13 protein-coding genes are annotated in these 14,262 nt (G+C 54.5%); 12 read left to right on the top strand and 1 reads right to left on the bottom strand.

Annotation, left to right across the window (positions count from 1 at the left end; all coding sequences use genetic code 11):
- Window positions 1–86 precede the first annotated feature (86 nt).
- The 12 genes from BQ5383_RS06420 to BQ5383_RS06475 all read left to right on the top strand — a co-directional run bounded on the left by BQ5383_RS06420 (window position 87) and on the right by BQ5383_RS06475 (window position 13,156).
- Window positions 87–404, top strand: coding sequence for a hypothetical protein (locus BQ5383_RS06420; RefSeq protein WP_071430453.1), 318 nt, complete (start codon window positions 87–89; stop codon window positions 402–404).
- Between the two features lie 4 nt (window positions 405–408).
- Entirely contained in the window at window positions 409–1,446 is a 1,038-nt protein-coding gene (locus BQ5383_RS06425) for a V0D/AC39 family V-type ATPase subunit (protein WP_071430455.1), read from the top strand.
- 90 nt (window positions 1,447–1,536) lie between these two features.
- Window positions 1,537–3,483, top strand: coding sequence for a V-type ATP synthase subunit I (locus tag BQ5383_RS06430; RefSeq protein ID WP_071430458.1), 1,947 nt, complete (start codon window positions 1,537–1,539; stop codon window positions 3,481–3,483).
- A gap of 65 nt (window positions 3,484–3,548) precedes the next feature.
- Window positions 3,549–3,989, top strand: coding sequence for an ATP synthase subunit C (locus BQ5383_RS06435; protein ID WP_071430460.1), 441 nt, complete (start codon window positions 3,549–3,551; stop codon window positions 3,987–3,989).
- A 47-nt stretch (window positions 3,990–4,036) separates the two neighbouring features.
- Entirely contained in the window at window positions 4,037–4,345 is a 309-nt protein-coding gene (locus BQ5383_RS06440) for a V-type ATP synthase subunit F (RefSeq protein ID WP_071430462.1), read from the top strand.
- A 50-nt stretch (window positions 4,346–4,395) separates the two neighbouring features.
- A complete protein-coding gene (locus tag BQ5383_RS06445) occupies window positions 4,396–4,992 on the top strand; it encodes a V-type ATP synthase subunit E (protein ID WP_071430464.1) in 597 nt (198 codons plus the stop codon).
- A gap of 92 nt (window positions 4,993–5,084) precedes the next feature.
- A complete protein-coding gene (locus BQ5383_RS06450) occupies window positions 5,085–6,881 on the top strand; it encodes a V-type ATP synthase subunit A (protein WP_071434921.1) in 1,797 nt (598 codons plus the stop codon).
- 18 nt (window positions 6,882–6,899) lie between these two features.
- On the top strand, window positions 6,900–8,312 hold the full coding sequence (locus BQ5383_RS06455; RefSeq protein WP_071430466.1) for a V-type ATP synthase subunit B: 1,413 nt from the start codon (window positions 6,900–6,902) through the stop codon (window positions 8,310–8,312).
- 29 nt (window positions 8,313–8,341) lie between these two features.
- Window positions 8,342–9,052 (top strand): V-type ATP synthase subunit D, encoded by a 711-nt coding sequence (locus BQ5383_RS06460; protein ID WP_083389869.1) that lies wholly within the window; start codon window positions 8,342–8,344, stop codon window positions 9,050–9,052.
- 653 nt (window positions 9,053–9,705) lie between these two features.
- The gene (locus BQ5383_RS06465; protein WP_268874640.1) at window positions 9,706–10,548 is read left to right on the top strand and encodes a YitT family protein; all 843 of its coding nucleotides are present in this window, start codon (window positions 9,706–9,708) and stop codon (window positions 10,546–10,548) included.
- A gap of 601 nt (window positions 10,549–11,149) precedes the next feature.
- Window positions 11,150–12,490, top strand: a complete 1,341-nt coding sequence (locus BQ5383_RS06470; RefSeq protein ID WP_071430468.1) for an alanine/glycine:cation symporter family protein — start codon at window positions 11,150–11,152, stop codon at window positions 12,488–12,490.
- A 240-nt stretch (window positions 12,491–12,730) separates the two neighbouring features.
- Complete coding sequence (locus tag BQ5383_RS06475) at window positions 12,731–13,156, top strand: RrF2 family transcriptional regulator (protein WP_071430469.1); 426 nt, start codon at window positions 12,731–12,733, stop codon at window positions 13,154–13,156.
- A gap of 194 nt (window positions 13,157–13,350) precedes the next feature.
- Here the strand turns inward: BQ5383_RS06475 and BQ5383_RS06480 are convergent, their stop codons facing one another.
- Window positions 13,351–14,214 carry a putative manganese transporter gene (locus BQ5383_RS06480; RefSeq protein ID WP_071434924.1) on the bottom strand — a complete coding sequence of 288 codons (864 nt, stop codon included), beginning with the start codon at window positions 14,212–14,214 and terminating at the stop codon, window positions 13,351–13,353.
- Between the last annotated feature and the right edge of the window lie 48 nt (window positions 14,215–14,262).

Below are 14,262 nucleotides of genomic sequence, written 5' to 3' on the forward strand. Positions count from 1 at the left end.
TTGTTATAGCGGCTATGTCTTTTCCTCTCTTTTCCGCCGCACAGAAAAGGAGAGAGCGCTGCAAAGACGGTGCGGAGAAAGGTCGAATGAGTATGGATAAGATCCTGAACCGCCTGGTGGAAGCGGACCGCAAGGCCTCCGCCCTGGTGGAGGAAGCGGAGGAATATCTGGATTCCACTGTTTCCAACATGGACCGGGAGGTAGAGGAGTTCAAAAAGGGCTATGAGGAGAAAGCAGTCCATCGGATCGGCATCATCCGGGACGAGGAAGACAAAGCTTCCATGGAATCCCTGGCGGACATCTCCAAACGGTATGAATCCCTGATGTCCAACATGGAGCAGGTGTATGAAAAGAACCATGTCCAGTGGGAGCAGGAACTGTTCAACAGATGTGTAGGCAGGTGAGGAAATGTTACAGGCCTTTTCCGACAACGCCATTTACGCCAAGTGCCGTTCTTTCTTCGGAGAGCGTCTGACGCCGGCGGATTACGGTGAGATGATGAAGAAATCCTCCGTTTCCGAAGTGGCCGCCTATCTGAAGGAGAGCACCCACTACCGGGATGTGCTCAGCGGCGCTGACGAAGGGACCATTCACCGGGGACAGCTGGAAAATCTGCTGCGCAACGAGAAGTTCCGCATCTATGAACGGATCATCCAGTATGATGCCCGGCGGGACGGCGACTTTTATCACTATATTTATTTGAGGGAGGAAATCGATCAGCTGATCAACCTCCTGATGTACCTCAGCGGCGGCTGTGACGGCGAGTATTTTTACCGCTACAGCGATTATCTGAAAAAACATTGTACCTATGATCTGGATCGGGTGGTACTGGCACGCAGCTTTGATCAGCTGCTGGAGATCCTTGCCGGCACCCAGTATGCCAAGATTCTGGAAAAGGACCGCCCGGAAGGGGAAGATCGTTTCGATCTGGCCGCCTGTGAGCGGAACCTGAATACCTATTATTATCGCAGTCTGCTGGACACCATCGACAAGGAGTTTTCCGGGGAGACCCGGCGGGCCCTGCACCGGCTGTTTCTGGAGCGTATCGACGCGGAAAATATTGCCGGAGCATACCGTCTGCGGCGTTTCTTCAAAAACACTCCTGATTCCATCCGCCTGAACCTGCTGCCCTTTGAGACCCCCTCCCGGAAGCTCATCGACGACATCATCGCCTCGGGCACGCCGGCAGAACTGGAGCAGGTGCTGCGTCACTCCCAGTTGGGCGAGATGATGGAGGAAGGAGATATCCAGTTCATTGAGAATATCACCCATCGTCTGCGCAACCATCTGAGCAAACGGTATATCTGGTATTCCAGCCATCCTCCGGTGGTGATGGTGGCTCTGATGACCCAACTGGATCTGGAGCTGGAAAATCTCATCAACATCATCGAATCCATCCGTTACGGCCTTGATCCGGCGGAAATGAAGAAGCTGCTAGTCATCTGACCGGAAGATTTTTCAAGGCTCAGTCAAGTCTCTTTGGCCGGGCGGGAACGTCCGGTTCTGAATATTATTGGATGAAAGGTGGTGAAGTCTATGTCAATTGAAAAAATGTCCCTGGTAACCATCAAGGGTGAACGAAGTTATCTGGATGAAACCCTGCTGCGGTGCACACAGTCCGGTGTGTTCCATCCGGAAAACGCTTCCTCCATGATTGAGTATTCCGGCGGACTGACGATGATGAAAGCCGATAACGTTTATCTGAATGTCATCAAAAACATTTCTGAAATCGCCGAAAAAACTGATATAGACCTTCAGTACGAGCCCTACGAATCTCTCCAGATGGAAAACAGCCAAATGCAGCAGTACACCGAAGAGCTGGGGCAAAAGGTCTCCAAGCTTCTCAGTCAGAAGCGAGGCGTTCTGCAGCTCATTGATTCCCACAACCACGCCATCAAGCATTTGCAGCATCTGATCCGTCTGGACTACAATTTTGATGACATCTTCTCCTGCAAATTCCTGAAGGTGCGCTTTGGCCGTCTGCCCCTGGAAAGCTTTGAAAAGCTTCACTCCTACAGCAACAATCCCTTTGTGATCTTTTCCTATGACCGGGACAAACAATATCACTGGTGTATGTATCTGATGCCTGCTGCCGCGGAAAAGCAGATCGACAGCCTGTTCCAGTCCCTGTATTTTGAGCGCATCCGCATCCCGGATTACGCCCACGGCAAGCCGGAGGAGGCGGTGGCCTTCATCCAGAAGGACCTGAAACGGGAGCAGGATGAGCTGGAGAAGATCAACGGTCAGATCCAGCAGCTGCTGGGGGGCGAGGCCCAAAAGATCCGCATGGTCTACTCCAAGGCCAAGTTCCTCAGTCAGGCCTTTGAGCTGCGGAAATACGCCTCCACAGTGGAGTACGCTTCCTTCATCAAATCCGACTTTGTGGTGGTGGGCTTTGTCCCCACCAAACAGCTGACCACCTTCATCTCCCTGTTTGACAGCCTGGGCGCCAAGGTGGCGGTGGAGGTCAAGGACGGCAGCGAGTGTGAGGAAATCGCGCCTCCCGTGAAGCTGAAAAACAACTGGTTTGTCCGTCCCTTTGAAATGTTCGTGGATATGTACGGCCTGCCCTCCTATAAGGGCATCGACCCCACCCCCTATGTGGCCATCACCTATATGCTGCTGTTCGGCATCATGTTCGGCGATCTGGGCCAGGGCCTGGTGGTAGCCCTGCTGGGCCTGATCGTTCAGAAAAAGGGCATCGCTCTGGGCGGGGTCATGTCCCGTATCGGCCTGACCTCCATGGTTTTCGGCTTTTTGTACGGTTCGGTCTTCGGCGTGGAAACCATGCTGATACCGGTCCACCGTGCCTTGTTTGGTCGGGACCATCTCATTGAAGTGATGGAGCCATCGGCCACCAATTTCCTGCTCATTGCCGCCATTGCCATCGGCGCGGTCATTATTATCCTTTCCATCTCCCTGAATGTGATGTTGGGCTTCCGGGAGAAAAATCTGGAACGTGCCGTCTTTTCCAATAACGGCCTGGCGGGACTGGTGTTTTACTGCGCGGTGATCTTCGCCGCAGTTTCCACCCTGATGCTGGGCAACAATGTCCTCACCCCCGTATATGTGGTACCGCTGCTGGTGGTGCCGCTGCTGCTGATGTTCTTCAAAGAACCCCTGGGACGGCTGCTGGAAAAGAAAGAGCCTTTCCCTGACGGTTTCGGCGGCTTCTTTGTGGAGAGCTTCTTTGAGATGTTCGAAGTGCTCCTGAGCTTTATCACCAACACCATGTCCTTTATCCGTGTGGGCAGCTTCGTGCTGGTCCATGCCGGTATGATGATCGTGGTCTTCACCCTGTCCGGAATGGTGGGCGGCGTCGGCAGCATCATCATCGCCGTTGTCGGCAACATCTTCGTAATGGGTATCGAAGGCCTGATCGTTGGTATTCAGGTGCTCCGTCTGGAATTCTATGAGATCTTCAGCCGCTTCTTTGACAGCGACGGTCTCCCCTTCCAGCCTGTGGGCGTGGACAATGCCTGAAATATCCCCATTTAGGTCCGTCATTAAAAGTTTATTCTGACACATTCAATTGGAGGTTACGAACCATGAATATCCTGACTCTGTTTTTACTGCCCCTGGCCGTTGTCGCTCTGCTGGCTATGCCCCTGGTCCCTGTCTATCGCGGTATCACTACCGGACGCAAAGCAAAGCACGCTGTTGTATTCAATCTCTGCGCCTTCTTCGGCGTGGCCGCTCTGATGATGATCCTGCCCATCGGCAATGTGGTTGCTCTGGCCGCTGAGGAAGCCGCTGTGGCCGAAGTGATCTCCACCGGCGCCGGTATGGGTTACCTGGCCGCCGCTCTGGTTACCGGTCTGTCCTGCATCGGCGCCGGTATCGCTGTTGCCGCCGCCGCTCCCGCCGCTATCGGCGCTTTCAGCGAGAACTCCAAGAACTTCGGTAAGGCGCTGATCTTCGTGGCCCTGGGCGAAGGCGTCGCTCTGTACGGCCTGCTGATCTCCATCCTGATCATCAACAGCCTGTAAGTTTGGCCTCCCACCCGGAGCCATCCCGGAAAGGAAGGGTTCCTCAAATGCGTTTTTATCTGCTCAGCGATAACATTGACACCCTGATGGGTATGCGTCTGGCAGGCATTGAAGGCGTCGTCATCCATGAGAAGGAAGAGGTGGAGAAGGCCCTTACAGAGGCCATGAATGATCCCGGCATCGGCATCATCCTCATGACCAACAAGCTGATCAACCTCTGTCCCCAGCTGGTCTACGACCTGAAGCTCAACCGGAAGAAGCCCCTGATCGTGGAGGTCACCGACCGCCACGGCGCGGGCCAGCTTTCCGACGCCATCACCCGCTATGTGCGGGAAGCGGTAGGCATCCAGATCTGAGCCGCCGCCTTTTGGCCGCCATCCTGCCCGTCAAGAAAGGATGAAACCCCATGGCAACCATTGAAGAAAGATATCAAATGATCGAAACTGAGATCATGGAGGACGCCCAGGCCAAAGCTGACAAGCTGCGTGCCCAGGCGGAGGAGTACCGTCAGTCCGCCCTGAAGAAGGCGGAGGACGAGGTGCTTCACGAGCTGTACTCCAAGATCCAGGACGAGATCTCCGAAATCAGGGGCAGCACCACCCGCTCCGTTTCCCAGCAGGAGGCCCAGTCCCGTCAAAGTCTGCTTCTCAAGCGTGAGGAGCTGACCAATTCTGTGTTCCTTCATGTGCGCAAGATGCTGCTGGAGTATACCAAAACTCCCGCGTATCAGAAATTTATGCTGGATCTGGCCAAGGAGATGGCCAAAATCTATCCTCTGGAGAACAGCACCATCATGCTCAAGGCCGATGACTACTCCATGGCCTCCCAGCTGGATGAAGTGTTCGGCAAAAAGTGCCGGATCCTGGCGGATGAAAACATCCACATCGGCGGCATGAAGCTGATGAACCAGGGCGCGGGCATCTTCGTGGACGAGACCCTGGACAGCCGCCTGGAGGATCAGAAGCCCTGGTTCTACTCCCACTCCGGCCTGTCCATCACCTGATTTTTTGATTCAAAGGCATATTATCCGTCCTCTCCTTCCGCACAGGGAGGGACGGACCAAATCCAGCTGTGCGGAGAAACGGCGGTGAAACTGTGGCAAACGTCATCTATTCCATCAATGGCCCTGTTGTTACAGTCAAAGATTCTAAAGACTTTTCCATGCAGGAAATGGTCTATGTGGGCAGTAAGCGTCTGGTGGGAGAGGTTATCTCCATCACCGACCATCTGACCACCATTCAGGTTTATGAGGAAACCACCGGCCTGCGGTGCGGTGAGGCAGTGGAGCCCACCGGCAGCCCCATCAGCGCCACCCTTGGCCCCGGTATCCTTTCCAATATTTTCGATGGTATTCAGCGTCCTCTGGGGCAGCTGGAAGCGCTTTCCGGCGCCTTCATCAGTGAAGGCTGCAACATTCCTTCCCTGGATGTCCAGCGGAAATGGGATGTCACCATGAAAGTACAGGTGGGGGACACCCTCACCCCCGGCATGATCTATGCCACCTGCCCTGAGACAGCCATCATCGAGCACCGTTTCCTGGTGCCCGCCGGCGTGTCCGGTAAAGTGACCTGGACCGCTCCCAATGGGTCTTATGCCCTGGAGGACTGCGTGGTAAAGGTGACCGATGAAAAAGGCGTGGAGCGGCAGCTGACCCTTTGCCAGAAATGGCCTATCCGTGTTCCCCGTCCGGTGGCCAAGCGGCTGCCCATCACCCGGCCCCTTATCACCGGCCAGCGTGTCATTGACACCCTGTTCCCCATCGCCAAGGGCGGTACCGCCGCTATCCCCGGCGGTTTCGGCACCGGCAAAACCATGACCCAGCACCAGCTGGCCAAATGGAGCGACGCTGATATTATCGTGTACATCGGCTGCGGCGAGCGCGGCAATGAGATGACCCAGGTGCTGGAGGAGTTTGGCAGCCTGGTGGACCCCAAAACTCAGCGTCCTCTGACCGACCGTACGGTGCTCATCGCCAACACCTCCAACATGCCTGTGGCCGCCCGTGAGGCTTCCATTTACACCGGCATCACCTTGGCGGAATACTATCGTGATATGGGCTACCATGTAGCCATCATGGCCGACTCCACCTCCCGTTGGGCTGAGGCTCTCCGTGAGATTTCCGGCCGTCTGGAGGAGATGCCCGCCGAGGAAGGCTTCCCCGCCTACCTCCCCTCCCGTCTGTCCGAGTTCTATGAGCGTGCAGGCTATATGGAAACCCTCTGCGGCAGCGAGGGCAGCGTTTCCATCATCGGCGCTGTCTCTCCCCAGGGCGCCGACTTCTCCGAGCCTGTGACTCAGAACACCAAGCGTTTTGTCCGCTGCTTCTGGGCACTGGATAAGTCCCTGGCCTATTCCAGACACTATCCTGCCATCAACTGGACCACCAGCTACAGCGAATATCTGGATGATCTGCGCCAGTGGTACAAGGACAATATCGACCCCACTTTCGTCAAAAAGCGTCAGGCCATTGTCAACCTGCTTCACGAAGAGGATAAGCTGATGGAGATCGTCAAGCTCATCGGCGCCGACGTACTGCCCGACGATCAGAAGCTGGTCATTGAGATCTGCCGTATCATCCGGGTCGGATTTTTGCAGCAGAACGCCTATCATAAGGACGATACCTATGTCTCTCTGGAAAAACAGCTGAAGATGATGGATGTCATCCTTTATCTGTACGACAAGGTCAAGAGCCTGCTTTCCACCGGCGTGCCCATCAGCACTGTGCTGGAGACTGGTCTGTTTGACAAGATCGTCAAGATGAAGTACGACATTCCCAACGATCATCTGGAAATGTTTGACCAGTATCGTCTGGACATTGAGCTGGAGCTAGCTAAGGTGCCGGTGCCGGAGCAGCGTGACGGCGCGGCGTCCGCCCAGATGCCCCAAATCTGACGAAAGGAGAGGTTATCAATGAGTGTACAATTCGTAGGCCTCAAAGAGATCAACGGCCCGCTGGTGGTGCTGGATAACGTCTCCAACGTGGGCTATGAGGAAATGGTGGAGCTGGTGCTGGAGGACGGCAGCGTCCGCACCGGACGTGTGGTGTTGCTGGAGGACAAGAAGGCGGTCATCCAGGTGTTTGAAGGCACCCGGGGCCTGTCCCTGACCAACACCAAAACCCGGATGCTGGGCCACCCCATGGAGATTCCCCTGTCCACCGAGATCCTGGGCCGTATCCTCAGCGGCAGCGGCAAGCCCATTGACGGCTTGGGCGAGATTTTCGCCGAGCGCTCCGCCGACATCAACGGCAAGCCCATCAATCCTGTTTCCAGAACCTATCCCCGTAACTATATCCGCACCGGTATTTCTTCCATCGACGCGCTGATGACCCTGATTCGGGGCCAGAAGCTGCCGATTTTCTCCGGTTCCGGTATGAACCATAACAAGCTGGCGGTGCAGATCGTCCGTCAGGCCAAGGTCACCAAGGACGGCGGCCAGCCCTCCGATGAGAAGTTCTGCGTGGTGTTCGCCGCCATGGGCGTTAAAAACGACGTGGCCGACTACTTCAAGAGCTCCTTTGAGGAAAGCGGCGTGCTCAAGAACGTGGTCATGTTCCTCAACCTGTCCAACGACCCCATCATTGAGCGTATCCTCACACCCCGCTGCGCTCTGACCGTGGCGGAATATCTGGCCTTTGAGCATGATATGCACGTTCTGGTCATCCTCACCGATATGACCTCTTACGCGGAGGCCCTCCGTGAGTTCTCCTCCTCCAAGGGCGAGATCCCCGGCAGAAAGGGCTATCCCGGCTATCTGTATTCCGACCTGGCCTCCATTTATGAGCGTGCCGGCATCATCAACGGCCACAAGGGCTCTGTCACCCAGATCCCCATCCTCACCATGCCCAACGACGATATCACCCACCCTGTACCTGACCTGACGGGTTACATCACCGAGGGTCAGATCGTTCTGGACCGTTCTCTGGACCTGATGGGCACTTATCCTCCGGTATCGGTGCTGCCCAGCCTGTCCCGTCTGATGAAGGACGGCATCGGCGAAGGCTATACCCGTGCTGATCACTCCGCCCTGGCCAACCAGCTGTTCGCCAGCTACGCCAAGGTGCAGGATGCCCGGAGCCTTGCTTCGGTTATCGGTGAGGAGGAGCTGAGCCCCATTGATAAGAACTATCTGGAGTTCGGCACCTATTTTGAGCGGTTCTTCATCAACCAGTCCTTTGAGGAGGAGCGGACCATCGACCAGACCCTGGATCTGGGCTGGAAGCTGTTGGCGCTGCTGCCCCGGGAGGAGCTGGACCGTCTGGACAGCAAGCTGCTGGATGAGCATTATCATCCTGAGGATGCCCGGATGTTCCGGGGCGCCTGACATTCCGCTGAGTTAGGAGGGAGAAATCCATGAAAAACGACAATCTGGTGCCAACCAAAGGCAATTTGATGAACGTCAAAAAGTCCCTCCAGTTGGCGCGAATGGGCTTCGACCTGCTGGACCGGAAGCGGAATATCCTCATCCGGGAGCTGATGACCCTCATCGACACTGCCAAGCGTCTCCGGGGACAGATCAGCTCCACCTACAACACCGCTTACTTTGCCCTCCAGCGGGCCAATATCACCCTGGGCGTGATCCAGGATATCGGCCGCAGCGTACCGGTGGAGGATGGTCTGGATATTCAGTACCGCAGCGTCATGGGCGTGGAGCTGCCCACTGTCAAACTGGACGCCGCGCCGGAGCCGGAGTTCTGCTACGGTTTCGCGGGCACCAACTCCCAGCTGGACTACGCCTATCTCTGCTTCCATAAGGTGAAGCTGATGACGGCTCAGCTGGCGGAAATCGAAAACAGCATCTACCGTCTGGCCAACGCCATCAAAAAGACCCAATCCCGTGCCAATGCCCTGAAGAATATCATCATCCCCAACTTCGAGTATTCTTCCAAGTTCATCACCGATGCTCTGGAAGAAAAAGAACGGGAAGAGTTCTCCCGCCTGAAGGTCATCAAGGCCCAGAAGCTGAAGAAGGAAGAAGAGGACGCCATCTTCCAGGAGATCCAAGAGCTTCAGGAGGACCCGGTGATGGCCGAGGAACAACAGGGAGAAAAAGAGGCGGAATAATACGCCTTTTCTCCAAAGCAGACTTCTTTTACCCGTTTTCCAACATAACAGGAACCAACAGCGGCGGCAGAGTATTTCTGCCGCCGCTTGAGCATGTCGAAAAAGTTCGACACGCTTCCAGGGGGTATCCAATACCCCCTGGATACGCCGCAGGTTCCTGACGAAACCAGCGGCGATACCCCCGGTTTCGCGCCCCGGTGGGCGCGGGTCATGGTATAAAAATCAGGCACATGTCCCTCTGAGTGTGCCGAAGGGGTTCGGCACACTTCCAGGGGGACCCAGTCCCCCTGGATACGCCGCAGGTTCCTGACGAAACCAGCGGCGATACCCCCGGTTTCGCGCCCCGGTGGGCGCGGGTCATGGTATAAAAATCAGGCACATGTCCTGATTTTTATGATTTTGAATTTTGTTTTTTCTTGAAAGCAGGTCTTTCTACAGGCTGGGCGGCGGCAGAGTATTTCTGCCGCCGCTTCTTTTTGTTTTAAAATTTGCATTTATTATGGTATAATGCTAGTAATATTTCGTTTTGTCTTCCTGTTTGCAGGAAAAATTTCAAATTTCAAACACATATCATTGGAAAGGGGTGCTTTATTATTATCAGACAAGTACAACAAATATTTCCCACCGCCGGACAGCTCAAGGGCAGCAATTTCCTGTTTTTAACCATTGCGGGAATCATTAACGCTTTCGGCGTTACCATCTTTCTTTCCCCTGTCAAGCTTTACGATAGTGGAATATCCGGTACCGCCATGCTGCTTTCCCAAATCACACCGGAGGCTTTCGGTCTCTCCCTGTTTCTGGTGGTGCTGAACATTCCGCTGTTTCTCTATGGCCTGAAAAAACAAGGGGCACCTTTTACCATTTATGCCATCTATACCGTACTCATCTACTCTGTCAGCGCCTGGCTGATCATTGATGTGCTCCCTGTTGATGTCAGTTTTGCCTCTCCACTTGCCGGTTCCGACCTGCTGCTGTGCGCCTTATTCGGCGGACTGATTTCCGGTCTGGGAAGTGGTCTGGCCATCCGCTTTGGAGGAGCCATGGACGGCATTGAAGTTATGGCCGTTATCTTTGCCAAGCGCATGGGAATGTCGGTAGGCACTTTCGTGATGGCGTATAACATCCTGCTGTATATCGCCTGCGGCATTGTCATAAAAAGCTGGATTCTCCCTCTTTACTCCATTGTCACCTATATGGCCGCACTGAAGATGGTGGACGCGATTGTGGAAGGCTTTGACCGGGCCAAGTCCGTTTACATCGTCACAACCCAGCCTGACGCTGTATGTGAGATTCTTTCCAAAACCTTTGAACAAGGCATCACCATCATCGGCGCTCAGGGATATTATTCCGGAGCGGAGTGCAAAGTTGTATGGGTGGTACTCAACCGCTTCCAAATCAGCAAAATGCGGGACCTAGTCCATGATGTGGACCCCAAAGCTTACATCACCATTTATGATGTGGCGGATGTGTTCAAACTGGATACCGCCGCATCATAAGAAAATCCAGGACTTCCAAGCACCCGTTGTTTCTCTGAGCATCCTCTGCTTCTCGGCAAAATTTCATTGAGTACTTTTGTTTTGCACTGTAGAGAGAGGGACAGGCGGTGTGAAAAAACAGATACTGATGATTTTCAATTACCCTATCTGTTGAAATAAGGCTTCGTGCAGTCTGAGGGGCGACGAATTAACCGCCGCCCCTCCTGGCCGCCGAAAGGCGGCCTATTATTTTTCCTGATAAAACAAAAATCACATCCCGACAAAACAGTAAGTGCGTTGGACAACTTCACCCGAACAGTCAATCAGCAGAAGAGGCTTCCCGCATCGGAACAGGCGCACAAAACATCTCTCCGGTCCATTCTCCACTAAAAACCAAAAAGGTCCACAATATCAGCTGGCTCTCCTCCCATTATCTAAATCACGATTGCCGGGGCAATGGATTACCGGGGAAAAACCTCCCCTTGCTCCATCTGCTGATCTGCCTGCCGCCTCTCCCCCATGATGATGTTTTTTCTTTCCTGAGAAGGACGGATTTTTTACCTCCCTTTCCCATATCCATAGAAAGAGAAGCAGACTGCCGCTGGGGAAAGGAGACCACACCATGGAACGAATCTTGCAATACTGCAACTGGCTGGAGGCCTTGCTGTGGGGTCCGGGGATGCTGGCGCTGCTGTTGGCGGCGGGAATCTATTTTACCTTGGGCACCGGCTTTTTTCAGCTGCGCCGGGCCGGGCTGATCATACGCCGCACCTTGGGGACACTGGGGAGAAAGAAGTCTTCCCCTGATGGAGTGACCCCCTTCCAGGCGGTATCCGCCGCTCTGGCGGGAACCATGGGGACAGGAAACATCGCCGGTATTGCCACAGCTCTGGTGGCGGGAGGTCCGGGAGCCATCTTCTGGATGTGGGTCAGCGCTTTTTTCGGTATGATGACCAAATACGCCGAGGTGGTTCTGGCTGTACGGTATCGCAGGCCCGCACCGGGAGGCGGCTGGCAGGGTGGACCCATGGAGTATATCTCCCGGGGGCTGGGATGCAGACCTTTGGCTGTGCTGTTTTGTCTGCTGCTGGTTCCCGCTTCTTTGGGCATCGGCAACGCCGCTCAGGTCCATTCCGCGGCAGCAGCCATGGACTCTGCTTTTCACATTCCGCCCGTTATCACCGGCCTGGCTATGGCCGCCGTTACCGGCCTGGTGCTGCTGGGCGGCATCCGCCGGGTGGGAAAAGTGGCGGAAAATCTGGTACCTCTGGCCTGCATCATCTATTTTTCCGCCGGATCACTGGTACTGTTTTTCAACCGGCAGGAAATTCCCGGGGCTATTGCCCTGATTATGGAGTGTGCCTTTTCTCCCAGGGCCGCTTTGGGAGGGGGACTGGGATACAGCGTGCTTCGTGGAATGAGAGCCGGAATCGCCCGGGGTGTTTTTTCCAATGAAGCCGGATTGGGCTCTGCCCCCATTGCCCATGCCTCCGCCCATACCAACAGCCCCACAGAACAGGGGATGTGGGGAATTTTCGAGGTTTTTGCCGATACGCTGGTGATGTGTACTTTCACCGCCCTGATTCTCCTCACCTCCGGAAATCTGTGGCGCAGCGGACTGGATGGCTCCGCTCTGACAGCGGAAGCCTTCACCCATCGTCTGGGGCCAGCCGGAGGATGGGCGGTTGCCTTGTCTCTGTGTTGCTTCGGCGCCGCTACTCTGTTCACCTGGGCCTACTATGGAGAACAGGGGATCGCCTTTCTCACCAAGGGAAGCTCTTTCTGGAAAAAGCTGTATCGGGGAACTTTTGTGGCAGTGGCGGCCCTTTCCGCCGGGATGAGGCTGGAAGTGGTGTGGAACCTTTCCGACCTGCTGAATATTCTCATGGCCATCCCCAATCTGCTGGCGGTGGTTTCCCTGAGCGGAGAGGTATTTCAATTGACAAAAAAGGAGTGGGGTTAAGGGATATTTCAGTACGATGCTTAAAAGAAATTCTCCTCCACACAATGAAATCCCCATCCTGTTTTCTCTGCAACAGCCATAAAGTAAAAACACTTTTTCCACTTTGTTCCATTTCTTTTTTTGTTGGCTGCTAAATTTCACCGTGCCTTTTCTCCCGGATTTGACAAATGGACCCCAGGGGTATATAATGACATCGACAATACCTACTTGTCCAGTATAGAATCATCAGGGAGGCACGTCATGCATATCACATTGGAATCGGATTACGCGGTGCGGATTATCTATTGTCTGGCACAGAATCCTTTGAGAATGGATGCGAAAAAAATCTCGGATGAAACCGGTGTGACTCTGCGTTTTTCCTTGAAGATCCTGCGCAAGCTGGTTTCCGGCGGTTTGGTACAATCCTATAAGGGCACCAAGGGTGGATATGAATTAGCCAAGCCTCCCAAGGATATTTCCCTTGCCGATGTCATCCAAACAGTGGAGGGCAAATTCGCCTTGAGCCGCTGCGTCTCCGAAGAGGAATATCAATGCAGCAGGGGCAGCGGCAATTGCGCTGACTGCCGTTTCCATCAGGTGTATGCCGATATCTCTCAAATGGTGCAGCAGCGGTTGGAACAGGTGCGCTTCTCCGACTTTCTGGAGGAGGAAAAGGCCAATAAGTGATTTCTTTGCTAAACTTTGCTGTATAACATCCGGGGTGCATACAGCATGGAAATTATATTTGGCTCTTTGGGGAGTTTTTTGCTCCGCTGATTGGGGAAGAGAATCCCGCAGCTGATTTTTTCTTCTTATAACAAAAAATATCCGACTGTGATCAAAACTCACAGCCGGATATTTTTTATTATGGATTGGCTCGTTCATACTCCTGCCGTTTGCAGCAGAATACCACACACTACAGCTGCCAGATACAGAACCCCCATCAGCTGCAGATTTCTGATGGTATGGCGGCGTCCCACCCGGAACAGCACCAACAGCCCCACACCGGCATTGGTGGAAAGCCCCGCCAAAGCGGCCCCAAAGCTGAGGGTACCGTCCATCAGCAGCCGGGTCAGCAAAACAGAAGCTCCGCAGTTTGGAATCAAACCGATGATCCCTGCCAAAGCCGGTTGAAAGATGCTGCCTTCCATCAGTACCATGGAAAGACGCTCTTCCCCAATGATTTCCAACACCCCGCCCAGAACCAGTGTGGTGAGAAAAAGAAAGACAAAAATTTCCCCTGTGTGGTGGAGTGCCGACCGCAGAACGCCCTGCTCCTCACAATGGCAATCCTCACAAAGCTCCTCCATCGCCTCCTGATCTCTGCCCCAGCTGAGTTTTCCCCTGCTGCGCAGGAAGGCGTCCACCCCCAAGCCCAGCGCAGCTCCCAGCGCTACCTTCCAGGCCATCAGCCGCAGCAGCACCGGCAATCCGCCGGGACTGGCCAGCAGCAGGGGAACCGCCTCATCGGAGGTGGAAAAGAATACCGCCAACAGGGTACCGGGGGTAATGATATGTCCGCAGTAAAGGTTTGCCGCAGCCACCGAAAAGCCGCACTGGGGCACGCATCCCAGCAGCGCTCCTGTCACCGGCCCGCTTTTGTTGGAGGCAGCCAGCAGGCGTTCCATCCGCCCGGAAGAATGATGCTCCAGGTACTCCATCAGCAGATAAGCGCCAAAGAGAAAGGGGAGCATTTTCAGCGTATCCATCAACGCGTCTTTCAGCAGATCTACAATCAGTTCCACAGCAAATTTCCTTTCTGACCATTCTGTCTTCGCCAAAAAGCAAATGAG

The sequence above is a fragment of the Angelakisella massiliensis genome (assembly GCF_900104675.1).
Classification (GTDB): domain Bacteria; phylum Bacillota; class Clostridia; order Oscillospirales; family Ruminococcaceae; genus Angelakisella; species Angelakisella massiliensis.

Coding starts and splice junctions, on each gene's coding strand:
- BQ5383_RS06445 (WP_071430464.1), top strand. CDS start 4,396: ATGGCAACCATTGAAGAAAGATATCAAATGATCGAAACTGAGATCATG.
- BQ5383_RS06475 (WP_071430469.1), top strand. CDS start 12,731: ATGCATATCACATTGGAATCGGATTACGCGGTGCGGATTATCTATTGT.
- BQ5383_RS06430 (WP_071430458.1), top strand. CDS start 1,537: ATGTCAATTGAAAAAATGTCCCTGGTAACCATCAAGGGTGAACGAAGT.
- BQ5383_RS06455 (WP_071430466.1), top strand. CDS start 6,900: ATGAGTGTACAATTCGTAGGCCTCAAAGAGATCAACGGCCCGCTGGTG.
- BQ5383_RS06440 (WP_071430462.1), top strand. CDS start 4,037: ATGCGTTTTTATCTGCTCAGCGATAACATTGACACCCTGATGGGTATG.
- BQ5383_RS06425 (WP_071430455.1), top strand. CDS start 409: ATGTTACAGGCCTTTTCCGACAACGCCATTTACGCCAAGTGCCGTTCT.
- BQ5383_RS06470 (WP_071430468.1), top strand. CDS start 11,150: ATGGAACGAATCTTGCAATACTGCAACTGGCTGGAGGCCTTGCTGTGG.
- BQ5383_RS06435 (WP_071430460.1), top strand. CDS start 3,549: ATGAATATCCTGACTCTGTTTTTACTGCCCCTGGCCGTTGTCGCTCTG.
- BQ5383_RS06460 (WP_083389869.1), top strand. CDS start 8,342: ATGAAAAACGACAATCTGGTGCCAACCAAAGGCAATTTGATGAACGTC.
- BQ5383_RS06420 (WP_071430453.1), top strand. CDS start 87: ATGAGTATGGATAAGATCCTGAACCGCCTGGTGGAAGCGGACCGCAAG.